Origin of the sequence: Micromonospora sp. NPDC048887 (genome assembly GCF_040649715.1) — a bacterium.
Lineage (GTDB): Bacteria > Actinomycetota > Actinomycetes > Mycobacteriales > Micromonosporaceae > Micromonospora.
The window spans coordinates 20,033-38,214 of sequence record NZ_JBEZGA010000005.1 but is presented as its reverse complement, the minus strand read 5'-3'; the positions used below and the strand labels follow the sequence as shown (position 1 = coordinate 38,214).

Sequence of the window (18,182 nt, the reverse complement as noted above, 5' to 3'; positions counted from 1 at the left end):
GCAGGTCGAACGGGTGTGGCATGGTTGAGGACGTGGCGAACCCGGCTGGCGAGCGTTCAGGTCAGTTCGGCGCGCTCGGCCTGCACCTCGCCGACCCGCGCGTCGAAGCCTCCGTGCTGGGCGTGCTCGACCGGGTCGAGTCGAGCCTGCGGGAGAGCGTGGCGAGCGCCGATCCGCTGGTGACAGAGGCGTCCCGGCACCTGGTGGAGGCCGGCGGCAAGCGGTTCCGTCCGCTGCTGGTGGCGCTCGGCGCCCAGTTCGGCGAGCCGGACGCACCCCAGGTCGTACCCGCCGCCGTGGTGATGGAGCTCACCCACCTGGCGACGCTCTACCACGACGACGTGATGGACGAGGCCGCAGTGCGGCGTGGCGCCCCGAGCGCCAACTCCCGCTGGACCAACTCGGTCGCCATCCTGGTCGGCGACTACCTCTTCGCCCGGGCCGCGGACATCGCCGCCGACCTGGGCCCCGAGGCGGTACGCCTGCAGGCGCGCACGTTCGCCCGGCTGGTGCACGGCCAGATCGCCGAGACTGTCGGCCCGCGCGACACCGACCCGGTCGCGCACTACCTGCACGTGATCGCCGAGAAGACCGGCTCGCTGATCGCCACGTCGGCCCGCTTCGGCGGCATGTTCGGCGGCGCGTCGCCCGAGCACATCGAGGCCCTGGCCGGGTACGGCGAGATTATCGGCGTCGCGTTCCAGCTCTCCGACGACCTGCTGGACATCGCCAGCGAGTCGGTCCAGTCCGGCAAGACCCCCGGCACCGACCTGCGCGAGGGTGTGCCCACCCTGCCGGTGCTGTACGCGCTGGCCGCCGACGACGCGGACGCGGCGAGCGTACGGCTGCGCGAGATCCTGTCCACCGGCCCGCTGGTGGACGACGCGTTGCACGCCGAGGCGCTCGGACTGCTGCGGGAGTCCCCGGCGCTCAAGCGCGCCCGGGAGACGGTGCGCAGCTACGCCGAGGACGCACGCGCCCGGCTGGCTCCGCTCCCCGAGGGGCCGGCCCGCCGCGCGCTGGAGTCGCTCTGCGACTACATCGCCGACCGCACCAGCTGATCCCCGTCGCGCCCACCCACCCTCACCCGGCCACCCCGCCGCCCTGGCCTGCCACGCTCCGGCCTCGTCGATCATGAGGTTGGCTGCCGCGTGCCCGGCGTGTCGCGCCGCCAACTTCATGATCGCCACGCCGAGGGGGCGAGCCGGGGCGGGTCGAGCGGGTCGGGCGCGAGGGCGTGGGCGGTCAGGCGAGGGTGGCAGTGGGGCGTAGGAGGCGGGCGCCGAGCAGCATCAGGACGGCGGCCACGAGCATCGCCGTAGCCGCCGTCAGCCACATCGCCGGGTAGCCGGCCGCGCCGGCCAGCGCGCCCAGGCCGAGCGGACCCAGGCAGCCGCCCGCGTACACCCCGGTCTGGGTGATCGAGGTGGCGGCGGCCGGCGCCTGCGGGTGGAGCCGGACCACGGCGAAGTTCATCAGCCCCGGCCATGCCCAGCCGAGCCCGAAGCCGAGCACCACGCCCGCGACCAGCGGCGCCGAGCCGGTCACCGCGAGCAGGATCAGGCCGGCCGAGCCGGTCAGCAGCATCCCGGCGATCAGCCCGACGTGCCCGCTGGTGCGCCGGTCGGCCAGCCAGCCGAAGCCCACCCGGGCGAGCACGCACACCACGCTCCCCAGCGTCAGCGTCAGGCCCGCCAGACCGGGGGAGAGCCCACGCGCCGCAGCCGAGTCGACGAGGAACGTGCCGAGCGCGTTCGCGGCGGCCGCCGCGAGCGTCGCGGCCAGTCCGATCACCACGAGCGGGCCTCTGCCGCCGGGACGGCGACCGGAGGCGGTCCCGGCCCGCCGGTCCCGTCCGGCCCGGGGTACGGCCGGCAGCGCGGCCAGCGCGGCCACGGCGGCCGCCACGAAGGCCCAGCGCCAGCCGGCCGTGAGCGCGACAGTGGGGACCGCAAGACCGGCCAGCAACGTGGCGGCCGGTACGGCGGCCTGCTTCACGCCGAACGAGAGGCCCTGCCGGCTGGCGGGCACGTGCTCGGCCAGCGCGGCGTTGCTGGCGAGCTGCCCGAGGGCGTTGGCGGCGGCGCTCAGGGCCAGCAGCGCCACCAGGACCGGGTACGAACGGGCCAGCCCGGCCACGGCGAGCAGCGAGGCGGCGGAGAGCACGACGGCGGCCCGGGCGACCGGGGCCGGGCCGAAGCGCTCGACCAGGGCGCCGGAGGGCACCGAGGCGAGCGCGCTCACGCCGAAGTAGACCGAGACGGCGAGACCCAGCCCGGCCGGGCTGAAGCGGAGTTCGTCCGCGAGCTGTACGGCGAGCCCGCCGACCAGGAACACCGGCAGGACGCACACGATCGTGGTGAGGGTGGCACCCGCGCCGACCGTGACCGCGCGCCGGGACGTCGGAGGGGTGGCTCGCGAAACTGTTTCAGTCATCGCGAGCACACCTTACGCCCGCGCGTTTTGGCTGCTCATCGTGTCGGTGGGCGTACCGTCTGTGTCCGGTCTTCTGGCATCCTCCATCCGAACAGGCATTTCGCACTCGGCCGGTTTTTCATATGGTGTAAGTCCCCGGCGGCGGAGGTGGTTGTGCGCGACCCCTTGGCGGAACCTTCGGACCTGATCCGTAGCGTCTCCCGCGCGCTTCGCGTGCTCGAATCGGTCGGCCGTGCGCCGAGAGGGCTCACCGTGAAGCAGATCGCCCGGCGCTGCGAGCTGACCGTCGCCACCACCTACCACCTGGTGCGCACGCTCGCCTACGAGGGCTACGTGATCCGGCGCGAGGACGGGACGTACATCGTGGGGTTGGAGGTGGCCGACCGCTACCGCGAGCTGGTCACCGCGTTCCGGGGGCCACCGGCGGTGGGTGAGGCGCTGCGTCGCGCGGCGTCGGACACCGGCTGGAGCCACTACCTCGGCCGTTTCGTCGGCGGCCAGGTGGCGGTGACCGCGTCCGCCGAGGGGCCGCGCTCGCCCTACCTGGAAGACCTGGTGCCCGGGTTCGACGAGGGCGCGCACGCCACCGCGCTCGGCAAGAGCCTGCTCGCCACGCTCACCAGCGAACAGCGCTTCCGCTACCTGCGCGAGTACGGCATGCGCCCGTTCACGAACGCCACCCTCACCAGCGTCGAGGCGTTCGAGGCGGACCTGGCCGCCGGTGACCGGCGCGGCATGCAGTTGGAACTCGGGCAGTTCCGGCAGGGCGTGGCGTGTGCCGCGGTGCTCGTCGCCCCGGACAAGGACATCGAGCGCCGGGTGGTGCTGGCGTGCGCGCTGCCGGCCGGGGAGATGATGACCTCGGCCCGGGTGGTCCGCGCCAAGCTGCTCACCGCCGCGCGGGCCATCGCCGACGGGATCGCCTCGGAGAACTGACGAGCGGCGGCGAACCGACGAGGGGCGGACTGGCGAGGGGCCGCGAACTGACGAGGGGCCGCCGACCTGGTGGGTCGACGGCCCCGCGCGGAGCGGTCCAGCGCCGGACCGCTCCAGGGGTGGGTCAGCTACCGATCGGGCCGCCGTCCAGACGCCAGGTGACCACCACGCCGGGCTTGGCGAAGTCGCCGTCCGGCCAGGTGGAGGCCGGGTTCTCCACCGACGCGCCGGTGACCTCGCCCGGGTGCTGCACGGCGACGAAGACCGAGCGGTTGTCACCGGTGATGAACGGGCCGCAGGTCTCCGCGCCCAGCGGCACGGTGAGGAACTGCTTCAGGTGGCCGCGCTCCGGACCCTCGACGGCGGTGGCGAACAGGCCGTCGTTGCTGCCCAGCGCGTTGCCGTCGGTGGAGATCCACAGGTTGCCGGTGGCGTCGAAGGCGACGTTGTCCGGGCAGGAGATCGGGGAGACCCTGGTCTTGTCGTACCCGGCGAAGTAGGTGGAGGCGTCGGCCGGGTCGCCGCAGACGATCGGCAGCGACCAGGAGAAGGTCTCGGCGGTGTTGTCGCCGCGCTCCTCGACCAGCTCCAGGATCTGACCGTGCCGGTTGCTGTTGCGCGGGTTCGCCTCGTCGGCCGGCGCCTTGCCGGCCTTGCCCCGGTCGCTGTTGTTCGTCAGCGCCACGTACACCTTGCCGGTGAGCAGGCTCGGCTCGACGTCCTCCGGGCGGTCCATCTTGGTCGCGCCGACCTTGTCGCCGGCCAGCCGGGTGAAGGTGAGCACGTCCGGGGCGGTCATGCCCTCGACGTACGAGCGGTTGCCGCTGACCAGCTTGATCCAGCGGCCCCGGCCGCCGAAGCCGCCGTCGGCCGGAAGCGTGCCGGAACCGTCGATCTCGGCGGCCGGGCTGTCCCCCTCGATCTTGGCGACGTAGAGCGTGCCGGACTCCAGCAGCGTCAGGTTGTGCCGCCGGGCCACCGCTGACTTCCCCGGCATGAACTTCTTGTCCGAGACGAACTTGTAGAGGTAGTCGAAGCGCTCGTCGTCGCCCATGTACGCGACCACCCGGCCGTTGCGCGCCACGATGACGTTGGCGCCCTCGTGCTTGAACCGGCCCAGCGCGGTGTGCTTGCGCGGCTTGGACTGCGGGTCGAACGGGTCGATCTCGACGATCCAGCCGAACCGGTTCGCCTCGTTGGGGTGCTTGGCCAGGTCGAAGCGCTCGTCCGCCCGCTCCCACTCGCGGCTGCCGCCGGGGTGGCGTACGTCCGTCGGGATGCCGTAGCGGGTCAGCTTCGGCTTCTGCTCCTCCGGCGCGCCGTCGCCGCCGACGAAGTACTGGTTGAAGTTCTCCTCGCCGGAGAGCACAGTGCCCCACGGGGTGACGCCACCGGCGCAGTTGTTGAGCGTGCCGATGACCGTCCGGCCCTTCGGGTCGGCGGCGGTACGCAGCCACGCCGACCCGGCGGCCGGGCCGGTCAGCTCGAACTTCGTCGCCAGCGCGGTGACCCGGCGGTTGTACTCGCGCCGCCCGCGCCGTACCGGCTGCCACTGCCCGGTGTTCTCCACCCGCTCCAGCTCGACCACGGACATGCCGTGCGCGGCCATCGCGACCCGCACCTGCTCCACCGTGAGCGCGTCCTGGCTGGTGAAGCCGGGGAACATCAGGTCCTCGTTCGTGTACTCGTGGTTGACCACGAGCAGTGCCCGCCGACGGTCGATCGGCAGCACGCCGACGAAGTCGTTGTTGTAGCCGAACTGCTTGGACTGGGCGGCGGCGGTCTGCCGGCCCAGGTTGAACGCGGGCGCGCCGGGGACGACCTCGTCACCCCAGCGGATCACGACGGAGTGGTCGTACCCGTTCGGCACGACGAGGGTGTCGAGCTTGTTCGGCGGGATCGGCTTGAACGTCAGCGCGCCGCTGCCCGGGTGGCCGGCGCCGGTGACGGCGACGTCGCCGCCGGGGGCGGGCGGGGCGGCGGGAGCGGCGGCGGCCGGGGCGGCGCCGGCGAGCGCGCCGGCGGCGGCGCCACCGAAGCCGAGCACCAGCGCGCCGACCGCGCCGGCCCGGACCACGCCGCGCCGGGAGATCTCGGTGCCGACCACGTCGCCGAAGTACGGGTTGTCGGTCGGGTTCGGCACCGGGTGGTCGCACGCGTTGCCGCACCGGTACAGGCAGGTCATCGCGTCGCGGCTGCCGTGGCGGGTGCCGCCCAGCAGCGGAAGCAGGCGAGGCCGGTCGCTCATGGGGTGGAGCCTCCTGATCGGATGTCGGGGAAGGCGCCCGGGCGAGACGGCCCGGGCGCTTACCCGCCGGACGCTGCCAGGGCCCGGTGAGCGGGGATCGGCCCGAATCTGAACCGGACGTGAACAGCTCCGCCCTGACCTGCGGATGAACCGTTCGGCGTCACGGCACGTATGGAAGGACGAACGCATCGCCCGGTTTCCCGCCGCCGGAAGCGAGGTACCGCCATCAGCGACCACGACGCCCAACTGCTGCGCGCGCTGCACGACGAGCACGCCGACGCGCTGTACGCGCACGCCCTGCGGCTGGTCAACGGCGATCGGCCCCGGGCCGAGGACCTGGTGCAGGAGACGCTGCTGCGCGCCTGGCGGCACCCCGAGTCGCTGGACCCGCGACGCGGCTCGGTACGCGCCTGGCTGTTCACCACCGCGCGGAACCTGGCCATCGACGCCTGGCGGCGACGCTCGGCCCGGGTCGGCGAGGTCTACACGGACGAGCTGCCCGAGACCGCCGAGACTGTCGACGAGACCGAGCGCGCGGTGGAGGCGTGGACCGTCGCCGAGGCGCTCAACCGGCTCAGCCCGACCCACCGGGAGGTGCTGGTCGAGTGCTTCTACCAGGGGCGTTCGGTGGCCGAGGCGGCGGCGCGGCTGGGCGTACCACCGGGGACGGTGAAGTCGCGTACCCACTACGCGCTGCGCTCACTACGGTTGGCGCTGGCCGAGATGGGGGTGACCGGATGACACGCTGCGAGTTCGCACACGACGACGGGGCGTACGTGCTCGGCGCCCTCGCCCCGGCGGACCGGGTCGCCTACGAGCGCCACCTGGCCGGCTGCGCGCAGTGCCGGGAGGCGGTGGCCGAGATCGCCGTGCTGCCCGGCCTGCTGGGCCGGCTCGACCCGGCCGGGTTGGAGCAGTTCCTGGAGGTCGGACCGGAGACGTCGCGGGTGCCCGCGCTGCTCGACGCCGCGCGCGAGCGCAAGCGCCGTGAGCGGTCGCGCTCCCGCCGACGGTACGCGCTGACAGCGCTCGCCGCCGCCGCGCTCGCGGTGCTGGCCGGCGTCGGGGTGGGGATCGTGCAGTCGCCGGGCGGCCCGGCCGAGCCGCCGGTGGCGCTGGCCTCCATGCGGCCGGTGGCCGGGACGGTGCCGGTGCACGCCGAGGTGGGGCTGACCGAGACGCCGTGGGGCACCGAGGTCACCATGCACTGCGGGTACGACAGGCGGGCCGGGCACCGGGAGGCGTACACGTTCCGGCTGGTGGCGCACGGTCCGGACGGCGCGACGGAGCAGATCGGCTCGTGGCTCGCCGCCCCCGGCGACGACCTGCGCTTCTCCGGCGTCACCCGCTTCACCAAGGGCGAGCTGGTCCGCCTGGAGCTGCTCCGAGGCACCGATTCCCCTGTCCTCGCCTACGACCTCCGCTGACCCTCGGCCGCCGCCCGCCCTCTCCCGCCTCGTCGATCTTGCGGTTTCGGCCCCCGGTGTGGGTCTTTCGCCCGCTTTGCCGGGGCGGAAAGTGCAAGATCAGCGGGACGGGGTGGGGGTGGGGGACGCGGTGCGGGCGGCCTGGCGGGTGCGGTGGGAGTGGCGCAGGGCGTCGGCGGTGAAGACCACCAGGGCGAGCCAGACCAGGGCGAAGCCGGCCAGCCGGGCCGGTGGCATCGGCTCGTGGAAGATCAGCACGCCGCAGCCGAGCTGGAGGATCGGCGCGAGGTACTGCAACATGCCGACAGTGGACAGCGGCAGCCTGTTCGCCGCCCCGGCGAAGAGCAGCAACGGGATCGCGGTGGCGGCGCCGGCGAGCACCAGCAGCGCGGTGTGCCCGGCCGAGACGTGCCCGAACGTCGAGTCGCCGCGCGCCGACAGCCACCCAAGGTAGGCCAGCGCGGGCAGCGCCAGCACCGCCGACTCGACGAACAGCCCCTCCGTGGCGGGCAGCGCGAGCCGCTTCTTGACCAGCCCGTACCCGGCGAAGCTGAACGCCAGGGTGAGCGCCAGCCAGGGCAGCCGGCCGTAGTCGACGGTGAGCACCGCCACCGCCAGCGCGCCGACACCCAGTGCCGCCCACTGCGCCCGGCGCAGCCGTTCCCGCAGCACCAGGACGCCGAACAGCACCGACACCAGCGGGTTGATGAAGTAGCCGAGCGCCGTCTCCACCACCCGGTCGGAGTTCACGCCGTAGATGTACGTGCCCCAGTTGACGGCGATCAGCGCGGCGGCCAGCCCGATGCCGGCGAGCGCGCGTCGCCGCCGGGCCAGCTTGCGCAGGAAGCGGACGTGCCGCGTGGCGGCCAGCAGCAGCGCCACGAACGCCACCGACCAGAGGATCCGGTGCGCGAGGATCTCCACCGGCCCGGCCGGGCGCAGCAGCTTCAGGTAGATCGGGAAGAAACCCCAGATCAGGTACGCGCCGACGCCGTACAGGTAGCCGAGCCGGAGCTGGTTCACGGCTCCACCGTAAGTGGCGGGCCGCCCGACTGGTCCTTATCGGTGACCGGCGTCACCCGCTGATCCAGCTCCATCCACCGATCCGTCCCGACCGGCCGGAAGCCGACCTTCGCGTAGACCCCGTGCGCGTCGAGAGTGGCCAGCAGGATCCGGCGTACGCCCAGCTCGGCCAGGTGGTCGCGGACCGCGCCGGCCAGCCAGGATCCCAGCCCGCGACCCCGCTCGGCCGGGTCCACGTACACGTCGCAGAGCCAGGCGAACGTGGCCCGGTCGGTGACCACGCGGGCGACAGCCACCTGAGCGCCGTCACCCGGCCGGTAGACGCCGAAGCCGATCGAGCCGGCGAACGCGCGTGCCACCGTCTCCCGCTCCCGCCCCAGCGCCCAGTACGCGTCGGTGGAGAGCCAGACGTGCACCCGGTCCAGGTCGAGCCGGTCCGGGTCGGTGCTGATCTCGTAGCCGTCCGCGCGGGTCAGGGTGAACACCCGGCCGAGGCTAGTACCGCGACCCGGCCCGCACGCCAGCCAATTCCCTCCTGCTGGCCTGGTGGCCCCGGCCGGCGTGACCGGCCGGGGGCCGGCGTCAGTCGCGGTCGAGGACCGCGCCGAGGATCCAGGTGACGATGCCGACGAACAGCGCGCCCAGTACCGCCTCCGGCCAGAACCCGTCCACGTGGAACGGCAGTCCGGCCTCACCGGCGATCCAGCTGGTGAGCAGGAAGAGCAGGCCGTTCACCACGAGCGCGATCAAACCGAGGGTCAGCAGGTAGAAGCCGCACCCCACGGTCTTGATGATCGGCTGGAGCACCGCGTTCACCACGCCGAAGATGACCGCGACGAGCACCAGCGTGATCACCGTCTCGACGGTCGAGCCGGAGTCGAGCGAGATGCCGGGGATGATCAGCGTGGCGAGCCAGAACGCCACGGCCGTCGAGCCAACGCGAATCAGAAGACCCTTCAGGAAATCCATGGCCGGGATCGTGCCACGGCCGTACCACCAGGGGAAGCTGCCATGCCGGGGCCTGCCGGGCCTGCCGACCTGCTGGGCTGTGCGGGCGCACCGGGCCGCCGCCTGCCGGGCCGGTGCCTCAGTGCCGGGCCGGACGGCCGACGAGTTGCGACTCGACGGGTGTGGGCGAGAGCAGCGCCCAGCGCAGGGCCCGCCGGTTGACCACCGCCACCATGTCGTCGCGGATCCGGGTCAGCCACTCGGCGGAGCCGCCCAGACCCAGCGCCGCGCCCGCCAACGCGGCCTCGTCCGGGTCGAGCGGCTGGAGGACGGCCAGGTCCGCGCGGGCCAACGCGGGCGCGTCGGCCGGCGTCAGCTCGTCGCGCACCACCAGGACCGACTGCCAGGCAGCGGCTGGACCGGCCTCCGGCGGCACCGGGCCGGCGTCCACCACCACCAGCAGCGGGTGCAGCGGCGAGCCGGGGGCGCCGCCGATCGGGCGCCCCGGTGGAAGCAGCGGTACGCCACCACCGAGCGTCCCGACGCCGCGCGCGAACGGCTCCCAGAACCGGGGACGGCCGGTCTGCACCACCACGCGCGCGCCGAGCGCCAGCGCCCGCAGCAGGAGAAGCTGCGCCGCGGGCACGCCGCCGACGAGCAGCACCCGGGTCGGGGCCGGCCGGAACAGCCGCACGGTGAGCGCGGTGCCGTGCCGGTTGGCGCCCACCATCAGCCCGGCGGCGGCCGAGGGCAGGTCCAGTGCGGGCGGAGGCGACCCGGCCGCCGGGATGACCCCCGCAGAGGCCGCCAACGGCAGCGTGGCGGCCAGCCCGGCCAGGTGCTCACCGTCGAGCCGGCGCAGCTCACCGCCGACGTCCCCGGTGACCCGGCGCAGCGTGCGTTCCGCGGCCGACAACTCGGCCGGGCTCCCGGCAGCCACCCGTACCGCCAGCTCGGCCGGGACCGGTGCCGGGCCGGTGCGCGGACCGACGGTGAGCGCGACGGTGGTGGCGGTGGCGGGCAGCGCGAGCAGTCGCCCGACCAGCCCGCGAGCCGCCTCGCCGTGCGGATCCGGCCACCGGCGCAACCGCCAGGTGGCCTGCGTCAAGCCACCCACGGTGAGCAGTGGCCAGGTCTCCCGCACCGGTGCGCCGGGCTCGTGATGGGCCAGCTCGGCGATCACCCGCAACGCCGCGTCGCCGCCCAGCGGCCGGGCGGTGAGCGGGCCGAGCCGGCGGACCAGCCGCCGCAGGGTGCCGGACAGCGTACGCAACAGGTCCTCGTCCGGCCGGCCGTCGGCGCGCAGCACCTGGACGGCCAGCACCACGCGTGCCCGCCCGGCCACCCGCCCGTCGGTGAGCTGGCGGTACGACGTCCCGGCCGGGCCGCCGGCGATCGCGGGCGCGGGTGCGGGCGACGACGAGAACACCAGTTGCAGTCGGATCGCGGGGGCGTCCGGACCGGCCGGGGGCAGCAGGTCGAACGGCGTCGGCAGCTCGCGGGCGTGCTCGCCGAGCAGGTCGTCCGGGTCGCCCAGCTCCAGCAGCGCGGTCAGGCCGGCGGCGTCGTGCAGCACGGCGGCGCCGCCGGACGCCTCCGTCGCCCCGATCACCGAACCCGGCCGGAGCAGTTCCAGCAGCGCCACCGGATCGGCTGCCGGTGGCAGGGCGCGGCGCCGGGTCAGGTACGCGGCGGCGGTGGAGAGCCACTCGTGCAGCCATCGGCCCCGCACCCGCACCCACGCGGCCGGCAGCAGCAGCGCGGCCGACAGCAGCGCGACGGCCGTCGGCACCACGCCCCGCCCGGCGGCCGCGATCACCACCGCCGCTGCCACCTGGGTCGCCACGATCTGGCCGGCGCGCAGTCGGGCTGCCGGACGGGTCGTCCACTGTGGTGTTCGGACCGGGGCGGACGCGTGCCGCTCGGACGTGCTCGCGGTCACCGCACCTCCTCGCCGGACCTCCGCGTGACGCTGTCGTGGCTCATCGTAGTGGGCCGGTTGTCCACAGGGGAGCCCGCAGGGGTGGCAGAACCGGAGTCGGACGGCTACCGTCAGCGACGAAATCGTCGAGATGCGTGCCCGCCGCCGCCAGGCTTCCCCTCCACCGGCCCCGGGCGCCGCCGACGAGTCCACGGTGGTCACACGCTGGCCAGCCACGACCGAGGAGACGAGGTGACGTCCGGGATGTCCCAGACCCAGGCAGAAGCCGCGGTGATGCAGCAGACCGCCGCGAAGTTCGAGCAGGTCGACCAGTCGCTCCAGACCATGCTCAGCGGCCTGATGGCCGAGCTGGAGGTGCTGCAACAGGCCTGGCGGGGTGCCGGCGGGCGCTCGTTCGCGCAGGTCAAGCAGCAGTGGGCACAGGATCAGGCCACCCTTCAGCGAGCGCTGCGCGAGACGGCCACCGCGATCCGCACCGCCGGCCGGCAGTACGACGTCTCCGACACCGAGGCCGCCGGCCGGGTGGCGGGCACCAACCGCGGCATCCAGCTGCCCCTCTGACAACCGGAAGGATCGACTCATGGAGCACGGTGTGCTGGTCGTCAACTTCGCCGCCCTGCAACAGGCCGGCGCCGACATCCAACGGGCGCTGTCCACACTGGAGAGCCAGCTCGGTCAGCTCGAACGCGACGCCGCCCCGCTGGTGGCGAGCTGGAACGGCGAGGCCCGCGAGGCGTACGAGGTGCGGCAGTCCCGGTGGCGGGCCGCCTCGCAGGATCTCCAGGCGATGCTGCGCGACATCAAGCTCGCGGTGGAGGACTCCGCGGCCGACTACCTCGACACCGAGAAGCGCAACGCCAACCTGTTCCAGTGAACCGACGCCGCGCGGCCCGGGCAGGTGACCCGGGCCGCGCGGCTGCGTCTGTGACCGGCGGTCATCTCGGCGCCGCCGTCCCGGCCGGGTCGGCCGCCCGCCATCGCCTGCGCGCGCCGCGCGGCAGCACCAGGGCGAGCGCCGCGACGAGTGCCACCGCCCCGCCCGCGACGGCGGCGGCCGGCAGCGCCCGATCCCGGGCCGTGTCCCGGCGCGACTGGCGGGCGAGGGCGGCCGGATCGGGACGGTCGGCGGGAAGCACCGCACCCGGCCGGCTACGGGGACCCGCCGCGCCGGCCGACTCGGTCACCGCCCGGTACGGGTTCAGCACCCCCGCGCCGTAGCCCGCGTCCCGGCCCGGTGCGGGGTCGGCGGCGGCCATGATGCGTCCGGCCACCTCGTCGGCGCTCAGCCCGGGCCGGTACTGGCGTAGCAACGCCGCGGTGCCCGACACGAACGGGGTGGCGTAGCTGGTCCCCTCCGCCCGCTGGTGTCCCGCCCGGGGCGCCGCCATCAGCACCTCGCTACCCGGGGCGACCACGTCCACGTACGAGCCGGTCTGGGAGAACGCGGACCGCGTCCCGTCCCGCCCGATCGCACCGACGCCGAGCACCCCCTCGTACGCCGCCGGATAGGGCCGGGGATCGCCGTTGTCGTGCAGGTTCCCGGCGGCGGCCACCACCACCACGTCCCGGCGCACCGCGTAGGCGACGGCGGCGCGTACCGCCGGGTCGTCCGCGTACAGCACGACCGACAGGTTGAGCACGTCGGCGTCGTGATCCACGGCCCAGCGGATGGCCCGGGCGAATCCGGCCGCGTCGACCGTGCGCCCCGACTCCCGCCCCTCGACCACCTGCTGCTCGCTCACCCGTACCGGCAGGATGCGCACGCCCGGCGCGAGGCCGCGGAACGCGACGCCGGGCTGCGGCACGGCGGCGATGATGCTCGCCACGCCGGTGCCGTGCCCGGCGCAGTCCCGGGTGCCGTCCCCGCCCCGGTCGAGGAAGTCGGCGCCGTCGAGAACGCGGCCGGCCAACTGTGGATGGGACCTGTCCACTCCCGAGTCGACTACCGCGACCACGACTCCGGTGCCGGTCGCGAGCGGGGTGAGCCGGTCCGGGGCGTACCGTTGCTGCGGCCACGGCTGGTCCGCCACCGGGCGGACCGGCGCGAGCGGCCCGGCGCAGCCTGCCGGCGCGGCGGCCGTCGCCGGGGCGGCCGGAGACGCGGTGACGAGGAGCGTCGCCAGAGCGGCCACGACGGGGTACGCGACTGGCCGAGACATCGACGACCTCCGTAATGTGTCGACTCCGGAACGGGATGTTAGCGGCTCGCTCGGGTCGGGGCCGACCGTCGATGGGCAGAAGTCCTGATGTTGCCGCGACCTTGTAGGTTGTAGGCGATGCCTGTGGCCTGTTCGCGGAAGGAGAGGTGGCCGTGACCGGATGGGAGCCGGCCACCGAGGCCGAGGTGGCGATGCGGGACGCGCTGCGTGCGCAGGACCAGCAGCAGTACTTCCGCGTGCTGACCCGCGTCGATCTCCTGCTTCCGGTAGCGGGCGGGCCGGCCGCCGGGTGGGGCACCTGGACCGCCGAGGGCCGCACCCACGTGCTGGCCTTCACCTCCGCCGCCGCGCTGCGCGCGAGCCTGGGCGAGAACGCGGGGCCCACCCGCCGCGTCCCCTACCCGGATCTGGCGGCCGGCTGGCCCAACCCCGAGTGGTGGCTGGCGGTGAATCCCGGCCTGCCGATCGAGGGCTACCTGCCCGCCTGGTACGTCGCTCAGCTCTCCCGGGGCGACGTCCGGCTGCCCGGCCGCACCATGGGCGCCCGCGCCCGCCTGGAGCGCGTGGAGAGCGCCACCCGGGCGGCCCGGAACGCGGTGCCCGAGGCCGCGCCCCGACCGCCGGCCGTTCCCGTCCCGCCGGCCGCTGTTCCGCCGCCGAGCATGCCGTCCGCCGCGATGCCGCCGCCGGCCGTACCCTCCGCCGTTGTTCCGCCATCGGTCGTGCCGCCGCCGGCCGTGCCGCCGGTCGCGGGGGCGCCGGGCGGGGACGAGCGGCTGGTGGAAACCGGCGAGCCGCCGACGGTGCCGATGCGGGCCGCCTCGGTCCTGGGGCGACGGCTGCCCACCGTGCCGCCGCGCCGCCGGGCAGCGGACGCCGACGTCCCGGGCCGCGCCGCCGCCGAGCCGGATACGGACGCCCTCGACGGCTGGCTCACCGACCTGCGCCGCCGCCCGGACGAGCCGGACCCCTTCGCGGCCGCCCCGGCGGCACCCGCCGACGAGCCGTCGGTGGCCACCGCGCCGCCGCCGTCCCGTTCCTTCTTCGAACCCTCGTCCGGTGGCCGCTCGGCCCGGCGCCCGTCGACGCTGGACCCGTCACGCCGGGCCGGCGACCGGGCCACCCCGCCGACCCGGTTCGCCGGTGGACAGCCGTTCCCGCGCCGACGGCCGCTGAACGAGCCGGTCCGCGAAGGCCCCACCCACCCGTTCCCAGCGCGTACGGAAGACCCGCCGCCCGCGTCCCGCTCGGAGGAGGCGACCCGGGCGTTCCGGCCCACCCGCCCGCCCGAGGAGGACGCGACCGAGGCGCTGCCCCGGCGGCACGCTCCACCCGCTCCGGCGGCGCACGCCGACCCGGTCACGGCCGGACCCGCGGCCACGGCTGACGGGTGGGGGGCCGCACCGGGCGGCAGTGCGGCTGAGACCGGGTGGGAGACAGTCGACGAGCCGGCGGAGGAACTGCCCCCGTCGTTCGCCGAACCGGTCTCCGCGCCGCCCGCGCCGCGCCGCGACTTCACACCCATCGTCATCGAGGGCACCGTCATCGAGGCCCGCGACCTGACCGAGCCCGCGCCGTTCTGGTCCGCGCAGCAGGCCGGCCCGGCGCGCCCGGAACCGGCCGAGGGCGCGGCAGCGCCATGGGGCGGCACGGTCGATCCGACCGTGTCGTCGCCCGTGGAGCCGCTGGTCGCCGACGACACGGTGAACCTCGCCGAGCCGGCGCCGGCCCAGGCCGGCGTGACCGGCACGCCGGACCGGAGCACGCCGCTCGACGATCCGACGGTGTCGCTCGGGCCGGGTTCCGAGGAACCTACGACGTCACTGTTCGAGCCGTCGGCTCCGGCAGACGAGGTCACCGCGCCGCTGTTCGCGCCGTCGGCCGAGCCGACGGTGTCGCTGTTCGATCGGGTGCCGGCCGAGCCGCTGACCAGCCCGGCCGAGGCGGAGCAGACGGTGTCGCTCGGGCCGGGTTCCGACGAACCTACGACGTCACTGTTCGAGCCGTCGGCCCCGGCAGGCGAAGCCACCGCGCCGCTGTTCGCGCCGTCGCCGTCGGCGGACCAGACGGTCTCGCTGTTCGACCCTGCGCCGGCCGAGCCGCTGTCCGGTCCGGCTGAGGCCGAGCCGACGGTGTCGTTGTTCGACCGGGCGCCGACCCAGCCGCTCACCGGCCCGGCACCGGCCGAGCCCGTGCCGGCGGAACAGCCGACCGTGTCCCTCTTCGAGCCCGTGACCGACGAGCCGGTCACCACTGCGCTGTTCGCGCCCGGTGACCCGACTGTGGCGCTGTCCACGCCGGCCCCGGTGGAGCCCGCGACCGTCGACCCGCCACCCGCCGCCGGACCGAGCACCGCGGACGCGGCTGCCGACTTCGTGCCGGCGAACGACGTGGAGGAGGACCTGCTGGCCGCCGCGGGCAGCGGAAGCACCGACGGCTTCCTCACCACCCTGCTGCTGGCCCGGGTGCTGCTGCCGGTCGCGCCTGATTCGGTCGCCGGCAGCCGGCCGGGTGACCCCGGCTTCGTCTGGCACACCGAGCCGGTCGACGGCGAGACGTGCGTCTCTGTCTACACCTCGCCGGAGCGCCTGGCGGAGCACACCGAGGGCCAGGTCGAGACGGTACGGGTGAAGTTCGTCCAGCTCATCCGCAGGTGGCCGGACGCGGCCTGGTCGTTCCGGGTCAACCCGGGCAGTCCGGTGGGCGCGGCGTACCCCGGGGAGCAGGTCCTCGCGCTGGCCAACTGGGCGGCCGAGGTGGGCCTGGGCGACGATCCGGAGCCGGCCGCCGCGCCGCAGCCGGCGGAGCGACCGCGTCCGCAGGGGCACCCGGTCACCGACAACCGGCCGGTGACCATGCAGAAGGTGATCGCGGCGAGCCAGCTCGCCTACTACCTGGAGCGGGGCTACGACCGCGTCTCCGGATTCGTGCACCGGGCCGGGGAACTGGCACACCTGCGTACGCCGGTGGAGCTGTACCGTGCGCTCGGGCTCGGCCACCCGGGTTCGCCGTTCTCCCCCGACGACGAGGAGATCTACCTGCTGCGGTGGCCCGCGTACCGGCCGAGCCTCTACCGGATCCCGTACGGCGGCCCGAATGAGGCGGCGATGCGGGCGATGGAGGGCTGGGTGATCGAGCGGCCCCCGTTCCGTGGCAACGGCTTCGCGCCGGGGGAGAGCAGCGACGTGATCGCGGAGTTCAAGGTGGACAGTGCGCGGCTTCCGCACGGCGCCGAGCTGTGGCGGGTCGGCGCGGACGGTGACAGCAGGCTGGTCGCGGTCCTGGACACCGACGAGCTGCTGTGGCGCAAGGCGGCCGAGGCGTGAGCCGCGACGGCTACGTGGCCCGCTGGCGGGGGCGGGAGTACCAGGCCAGTCCTGACGGGGACGACGTCCGCCTGTACCAGCCCGGCCCGGACGACGGATTCACCGAGGTGCGTCCCGGCCGGTACGTCCGGGTGGTGCCGGCCACCGAGGTCGACGATCTGGCGTACGTGCGGACCACCTGCACCTGGCAGGGGCAGCCGTTCATCGTGCTGGCCGAGCACGAGGGCTGGCTGCGGCTGGAGTACACAGGTGGGCGCTGGCCGGTGGCTGAGGCGATGGGGCTGGAGGCGTTCGACTTCGGCGTCTACCAGGGCTGGGCACCCGCTGCCGAGGTGGCCGACCTCGGCGAGCAGCGGGTCTGAGTCAGGACTTCGCCCAGCGCAGGACCTCGCCGAGCACCAGGTCCCGCGCCTCCACGTGCGGGAAGTGCCCCACGTCGTCGAGCAGCCGCCACTCGTACGGGGCGGTGACGTAGCGACCGGAGCCCTGGGCGGTGCGGGGCAGTGAGGCCTGGTCGAGTGCGCCGTGCAGTTGCAGGGTCGGCGTGACCAGCGGCCTCTGCATCAGCTTCACGAAGCGGTAGCCGTGCAGCCGCAGCACCGAGCGGAACGCCCAGCGGTAGCCCTCCATCGCGCAGAACGCGGCCTGCGGGATCTGCATCGCCACCCGGCAGCAGTGGGCGTAGTCGGCGAAGTCGGGACCGGACACCCAGCGCGGCCCGCCCCACCGGCGCAGCGTCTCCTCCACCTCGGCGGCGCCGTCCCGGGTCAGTACGTGCTCGTAGCGGGGGAGCTGGAACTTCAGCGTCGCGGTGGCCGAGGTGAACTGGCCGCGCGGGTCGGCGAAGATGGCCGCCCGCAGCCGCAGCGGGTGCGGTGCGCCGAGCACCACGAGCCGCCGGACCAGGGTCGGGTGGAAGGAGGCGGCGGTCCAGCCGATCAGCCCGCCCGCACCGGTGCCGACCACCGTGGCCGACCGCTCCCCGAGCGCCCGGATCAGGCCGGCGACGTCGGCGGCGAGCGTGTAGCCGTCGTACCCCCGGGGTGGTTTGTCGCTCGCGCCGTAACCGCGCAGGTCGACAGCGACCGCCCGGAAGCCCGCGTCGGCGACCGCCGGCAGCATCTCGTGCCAGGCATACCAGTATTCGGGGAAGCCGTGCAGGAAGAGCACCATCGGACCGGTGCCCGCCTCGACGACGTGGAACCGGCTGCCGTTGGCGCCGACGAACCGGTGCGTCCACGGCCCCTCGGGCAGGACGCAGGACTCGTCGACGGGTCCGCCGCGCTGGTCGGTCATGGGGCACAGCCTAGGGCCGCCGGTGGCCCACCGGCCCCGCAGGTGACCAGGATCAGGGATTTCTCCGGGCGGGCACCCGGAGTCGCGTAGCTACCGGACGTCATTCATTGACGATCCGCATCGGGATGCCGGGCCCGCAGTCGACGGCGCGGTCCCGCGCGGTGAGCCGTAGCGTGACCAGGTCGCCCTTGCGCAGCTCGCCGGCGTTCGGGCCGTACACCGCGTACTCCGTGCCGTTCTCGTCCATCAGCCCGTAGCACGGCCCGGACCCGCCCCGGGTGATCCAGCCGACGACGACGCCGGTGGGCCGGTTGTCGGTCGGCTTCTTCGGCGGGCCGGCGGGCCGGCGCAGCGTCGGCAGGTCGGTGGCGGACAGCGGGGTGGGGCGATCAGCGGGCGCGCCGGCGCCGCTCGGGGCCGGCTGGGGGTCGTCAGGCACGG

General features: G+C 74.7%; 17 protein-coding genes. 8 read left to right on the top strand and 9 right to left on the bottom strand.

Features of this window, described 5'->3' with window-relative positions:
- Positions 1-20: 20 nt before the first annotated feature.
- A complete protein-coding gene (locus AB0C17_RS09915) occupies positions 21-1,061 on the top strand; it encodes a polyprenyl synthetase family protein (RefSeq protein ID WP_357386925.1) in 1,041 nt (346 codons plus the stop codon).
- A 184-nt stretch (positions 1,062-1,245) separates the two neighbouring features.
- Here AB0C17_RS09915 and AB0C17_RS09910 read toward each other — a convergent pair whose 3' ends face one another.
- Entirely contained in the window at positions 1,246-2,436 is a 1,191-nt protein-coding gene (locus AB0C17_RS09910; RefSeq protein ID WP_357386927.1) for an MFS transporter, read from the bottom strand.
- 153 nt (positions 2,437-2,589) lie between these two features.
- On the opposite strand from AB0C17_RS09910, the gene AB0C17_RS09905 reads away from it, so the two are divergent.
- Entirely contained in the window at positions 2,590-3,372 is a 783-nt protein-coding gene (locus tag AB0C17_RS09905) for a helix-turn-helix domain-containing protein (protein WP_357386929.1), read from the top strand.
- A gap of 124 nt (positions 3,373-3,496) precedes the next feature.
- Here AB0C17_RS09905 and AB0C17_RS09900 read toward each other — a convergent pair whose 3' ends face one another.
- The gene (locus AB0C17_RS09900; RefSeq protein ID WP_357477938.1) at positions 3,497-5,620 is read right to left on the bottom strand and encodes a PhoX family phosphatase; all 2,124 of its coding nucleotides are present in this window, start codon (positions 5,618-5,620) and stop codon (positions 3,497-3,499) included.
- Between the two features lie 171 nt (positions 5,621-5,791).
- Here AB0C17_RS09900 and AB0C17_RS09895 point away from each other — a divergent pair, with 171 nt between their 5' ends.
- Positions 5,792-6,361, top strand: coding sequence for a sigma-70 family RNA polymerase sigma factor (locus AB0C17_RS09895; RefSeq protein WP_357477935.1), 570 nt, complete (start codon positions 5,792-5,794; stop codon positions 6,359-6,361).
- Complete coding sequence (locus tag AB0C17_RS09890) at positions 6,358-7,047, top strand: zf-HC2 domain-containing protein (RefSeq protein WP_357477931.1); 690 nt, start codon at positions 6,358-6,360, stop codon at positions 7,045-7,047. Before AB0C17_RS09895 ends, AB0C17_RS09890 begins: the two co-directional genes overlap by 4 nt.
- Before the next feature lie 99 nt (positions 7,048-7,146).
- On the opposite strand, the gene rarD is transcribed toward AB0C17_RS09890, so the two are convergent.
- From rarD to eccE, 4 genes are all read right to left on the bottom strand, one after another.
- Complete coding sequence (gene rarD, locus AB0C17_RS09885; RefSeq protein WP_357477928.1) at positions 7,147-8,070, bottom strand: EamA family transporter RarD; 924 nt, start codon at positions 8,068-8,070, stop codon at positions 7,147-7,149.
- The gene (locus AB0C17_RS09880; protein ID WP_357477924.1) at positions 8,067-8,555 is read right to left on the bottom strand and encodes a GNAT family N-acetyltransferase; all 489 of its coding nucleotides are present in this window, start codon (positions 8,553-8,555) and stop codon (positions 8,067-8,069) included. Before AB0C17_RS09880 ends, rarD begins: the two co-directional genes overlap by 4 nt.
- A gap of 97 nt (positions 8,556-8,652) precedes the next feature.
- On the bottom strand, positions 8,653-9,039 hold the full coding sequence (locus AB0C17_RS09875; RefSeq protein WP_357474278.1) for a phage holin family protein: 387 nt from the start codon (positions 9,037-9,039) through the stop codon (positions 8,653-8,655).
- A 118-nt stretch (positions 9,040-9,157) separates the two neighbouring features.
- Positions 9,158-10,960 carry a type VII secretion protein EccE gene (gene eccE / locus AB0C17_RS09870; protein WP_357477921.1) on the bottom strand — a complete coding sequence of 601 codons (1,803 nt, stop codon included), beginning with the start codon at positions 10,958-10,960 and terminating at the stop codon, positions 9,158-9,160.
- Between the two features lie 243 nt (positions 10,961-11,203).
- Here eccE and AB0C17_RS09865 point away from each other — a divergent pair, with 243 nt between their 5' ends.
- Positions 11,204-11,521: a WXG100 family type VII secretion target gene (locus AB0C17_RS09865; RefSeq protein WP_107154692.1), complete on the top strand. Its 318-nt coding sequence runs from the start codon at positions 11,204-11,206 to the stop codon at positions 11,519-11,521.
- A 19-nt stretch (positions 11,522-11,540) separates the two neighbouring features.
- Positions 11,541-11,834, top strand: a complete 294-nt coding sequence (locus tag AB0C17_RS09860) for a WXG100 family type VII secretion target (RefSeq protein ID WP_135242906.1) — start codon at positions 11,541-11,543, stop codon at positions 11,832-11,834.
- 61 nt (positions 11,835-11,895) lie between these two features.
- On the opposite strand, the gene mycP is transcribed toward AB0C17_RS09860, so the two are convergent.
- A complete protein-coding gene (gene mycP, locus AB0C17_RS09855; protein WP_357477916.1) occupies positions 11,896-13,119 on the bottom strand; it encodes a type VII secretion-associated serine protease mycosin in 1,224 nt (407 codons plus the stop codon).
- Positions 13,120-13,271: 152 nt separating this feature from the next.
- On the opposite strand from mycP, the gene AB0C17_RS09850 reads away from it, so the two are divergent.
- Positions 13,272-16,445, top strand: coding sequence for an SseB family protein (locus AB0C17_RS09850; protein ID WP_357477913.1), 3,174 nt, complete (start codon positions 13,272-13,274; stop codon positions 16,443-16,445).
- On the top strand, positions 16,442-16,807 hold the full coding sequence (locus tag AB0C17_RS09845) for a hypothetical protein (protein WP_357391035.1): 366 nt from the start codon (positions 16,442-16,444) through the stop codon (positions 16,805-16,807). Before AB0C17_RS09850 ends, AB0C17_RS09845 begins: the two co-directional genes overlap by 4 nt.
- A 1-nt stretch (position 16,808) precedes the next feature.
- On the opposite strand, the gene AB0C17_RS09840 is transcribed toward AB0C17_RS09845, so the two are convergent.
- Entirely contained in the window at positions 16,809-17,741 is a 933-nt protein-coding gene (locus tag AB0C17_RS09840; RefSeq protein WP_357391037.1) for an alpha/beta hydrolase, read from the bottom strand.
- Between the two features lie 100 nt (positions 17,742-17,841).
- Positions 17,842-18,180: a hypothetical protein gene (locus AB0C17_RS09835; protein ID WP_357477910.1), complete on the bottom strand. Its 339-nt coding sequence runs from the start codon at positions 18,178-18,180 to the stop codon at positions 17,842-17,844.
- Between the last annotated feature and the right edge of the window lie 2 nt (positions 18,181-18,182).

Coding starts and splice junctions, on each gene's coding strand:
- AB0C17_RS09915 (WP_357386925.1), top strand. CDS start 21: ATGGTTGAGGACGTGGCGAACCCGGCTGGCGAGCGTTCAGGTCAGTTC.
- AB0C17_RS09910 (WP_357386927.1), bottom strand. CDS start 2,436: ATGACTGAAACAGTTTCGCGAGCCACCCCTCCGACGTCCCGGCGCGCG.
- AB0C17_RS09900 (WP_357477938.1), bottom strand. CDS start 5,620: ATGAGCGACCGGCCTCGCCTGCTTCCGCTGCTGGGCGGCACCCGCCAC.
- AB0C17_RS09895 (WP_357477935.1), top strand. CDS start 5,792: ATGGAAGGACGAACGCATCGCCCGGTTTCCCGCCGCCGGAAGCGAGGT.
- AB0C17_RS09890 (WP_357477931.1), top strand. CDS start 6,358: ATGACACGCTGCGAGTTCGCACACGACGACGGGGCGTACGTGCTCGGC.
- AB0C17_RS09875 (WP_357474278.1), bottom strand. CDS start 9,039: ATGGATTTCCTGAAGGGTCTTCTGATTCGCGTTGGCTCGACGGCCGTG.
- AB0C17_RS09865 (WP_107154692.1), top strand. CDS start 11,204: ATGTCCCAGACCCAGGCAGAAGCCGCGGTGATGCAGCAGACCGCCGCG.
- AB0C17_RS09860 (WP_135242906.1), top strand. CDS start 11,541: ATGGAGCACGGTGTGCTGGTCGTCAACTTCGCCGCCCTGCAACAGGCC.
- mycP (WP_357477916.1), bottom strand. CDS start 13,119: ATGTCTCGGCCAGTCGCGTACCCCGTCGTGGCCGCTCTGGCGACGCTC.
- AB0C17_RS09840 (WP_357391037.1), bottom strand. CDS start 17,741: ATGACCGACCAGCGCGGCGGACCCGTCGACGAGTCCTGCGTCCTGCCC.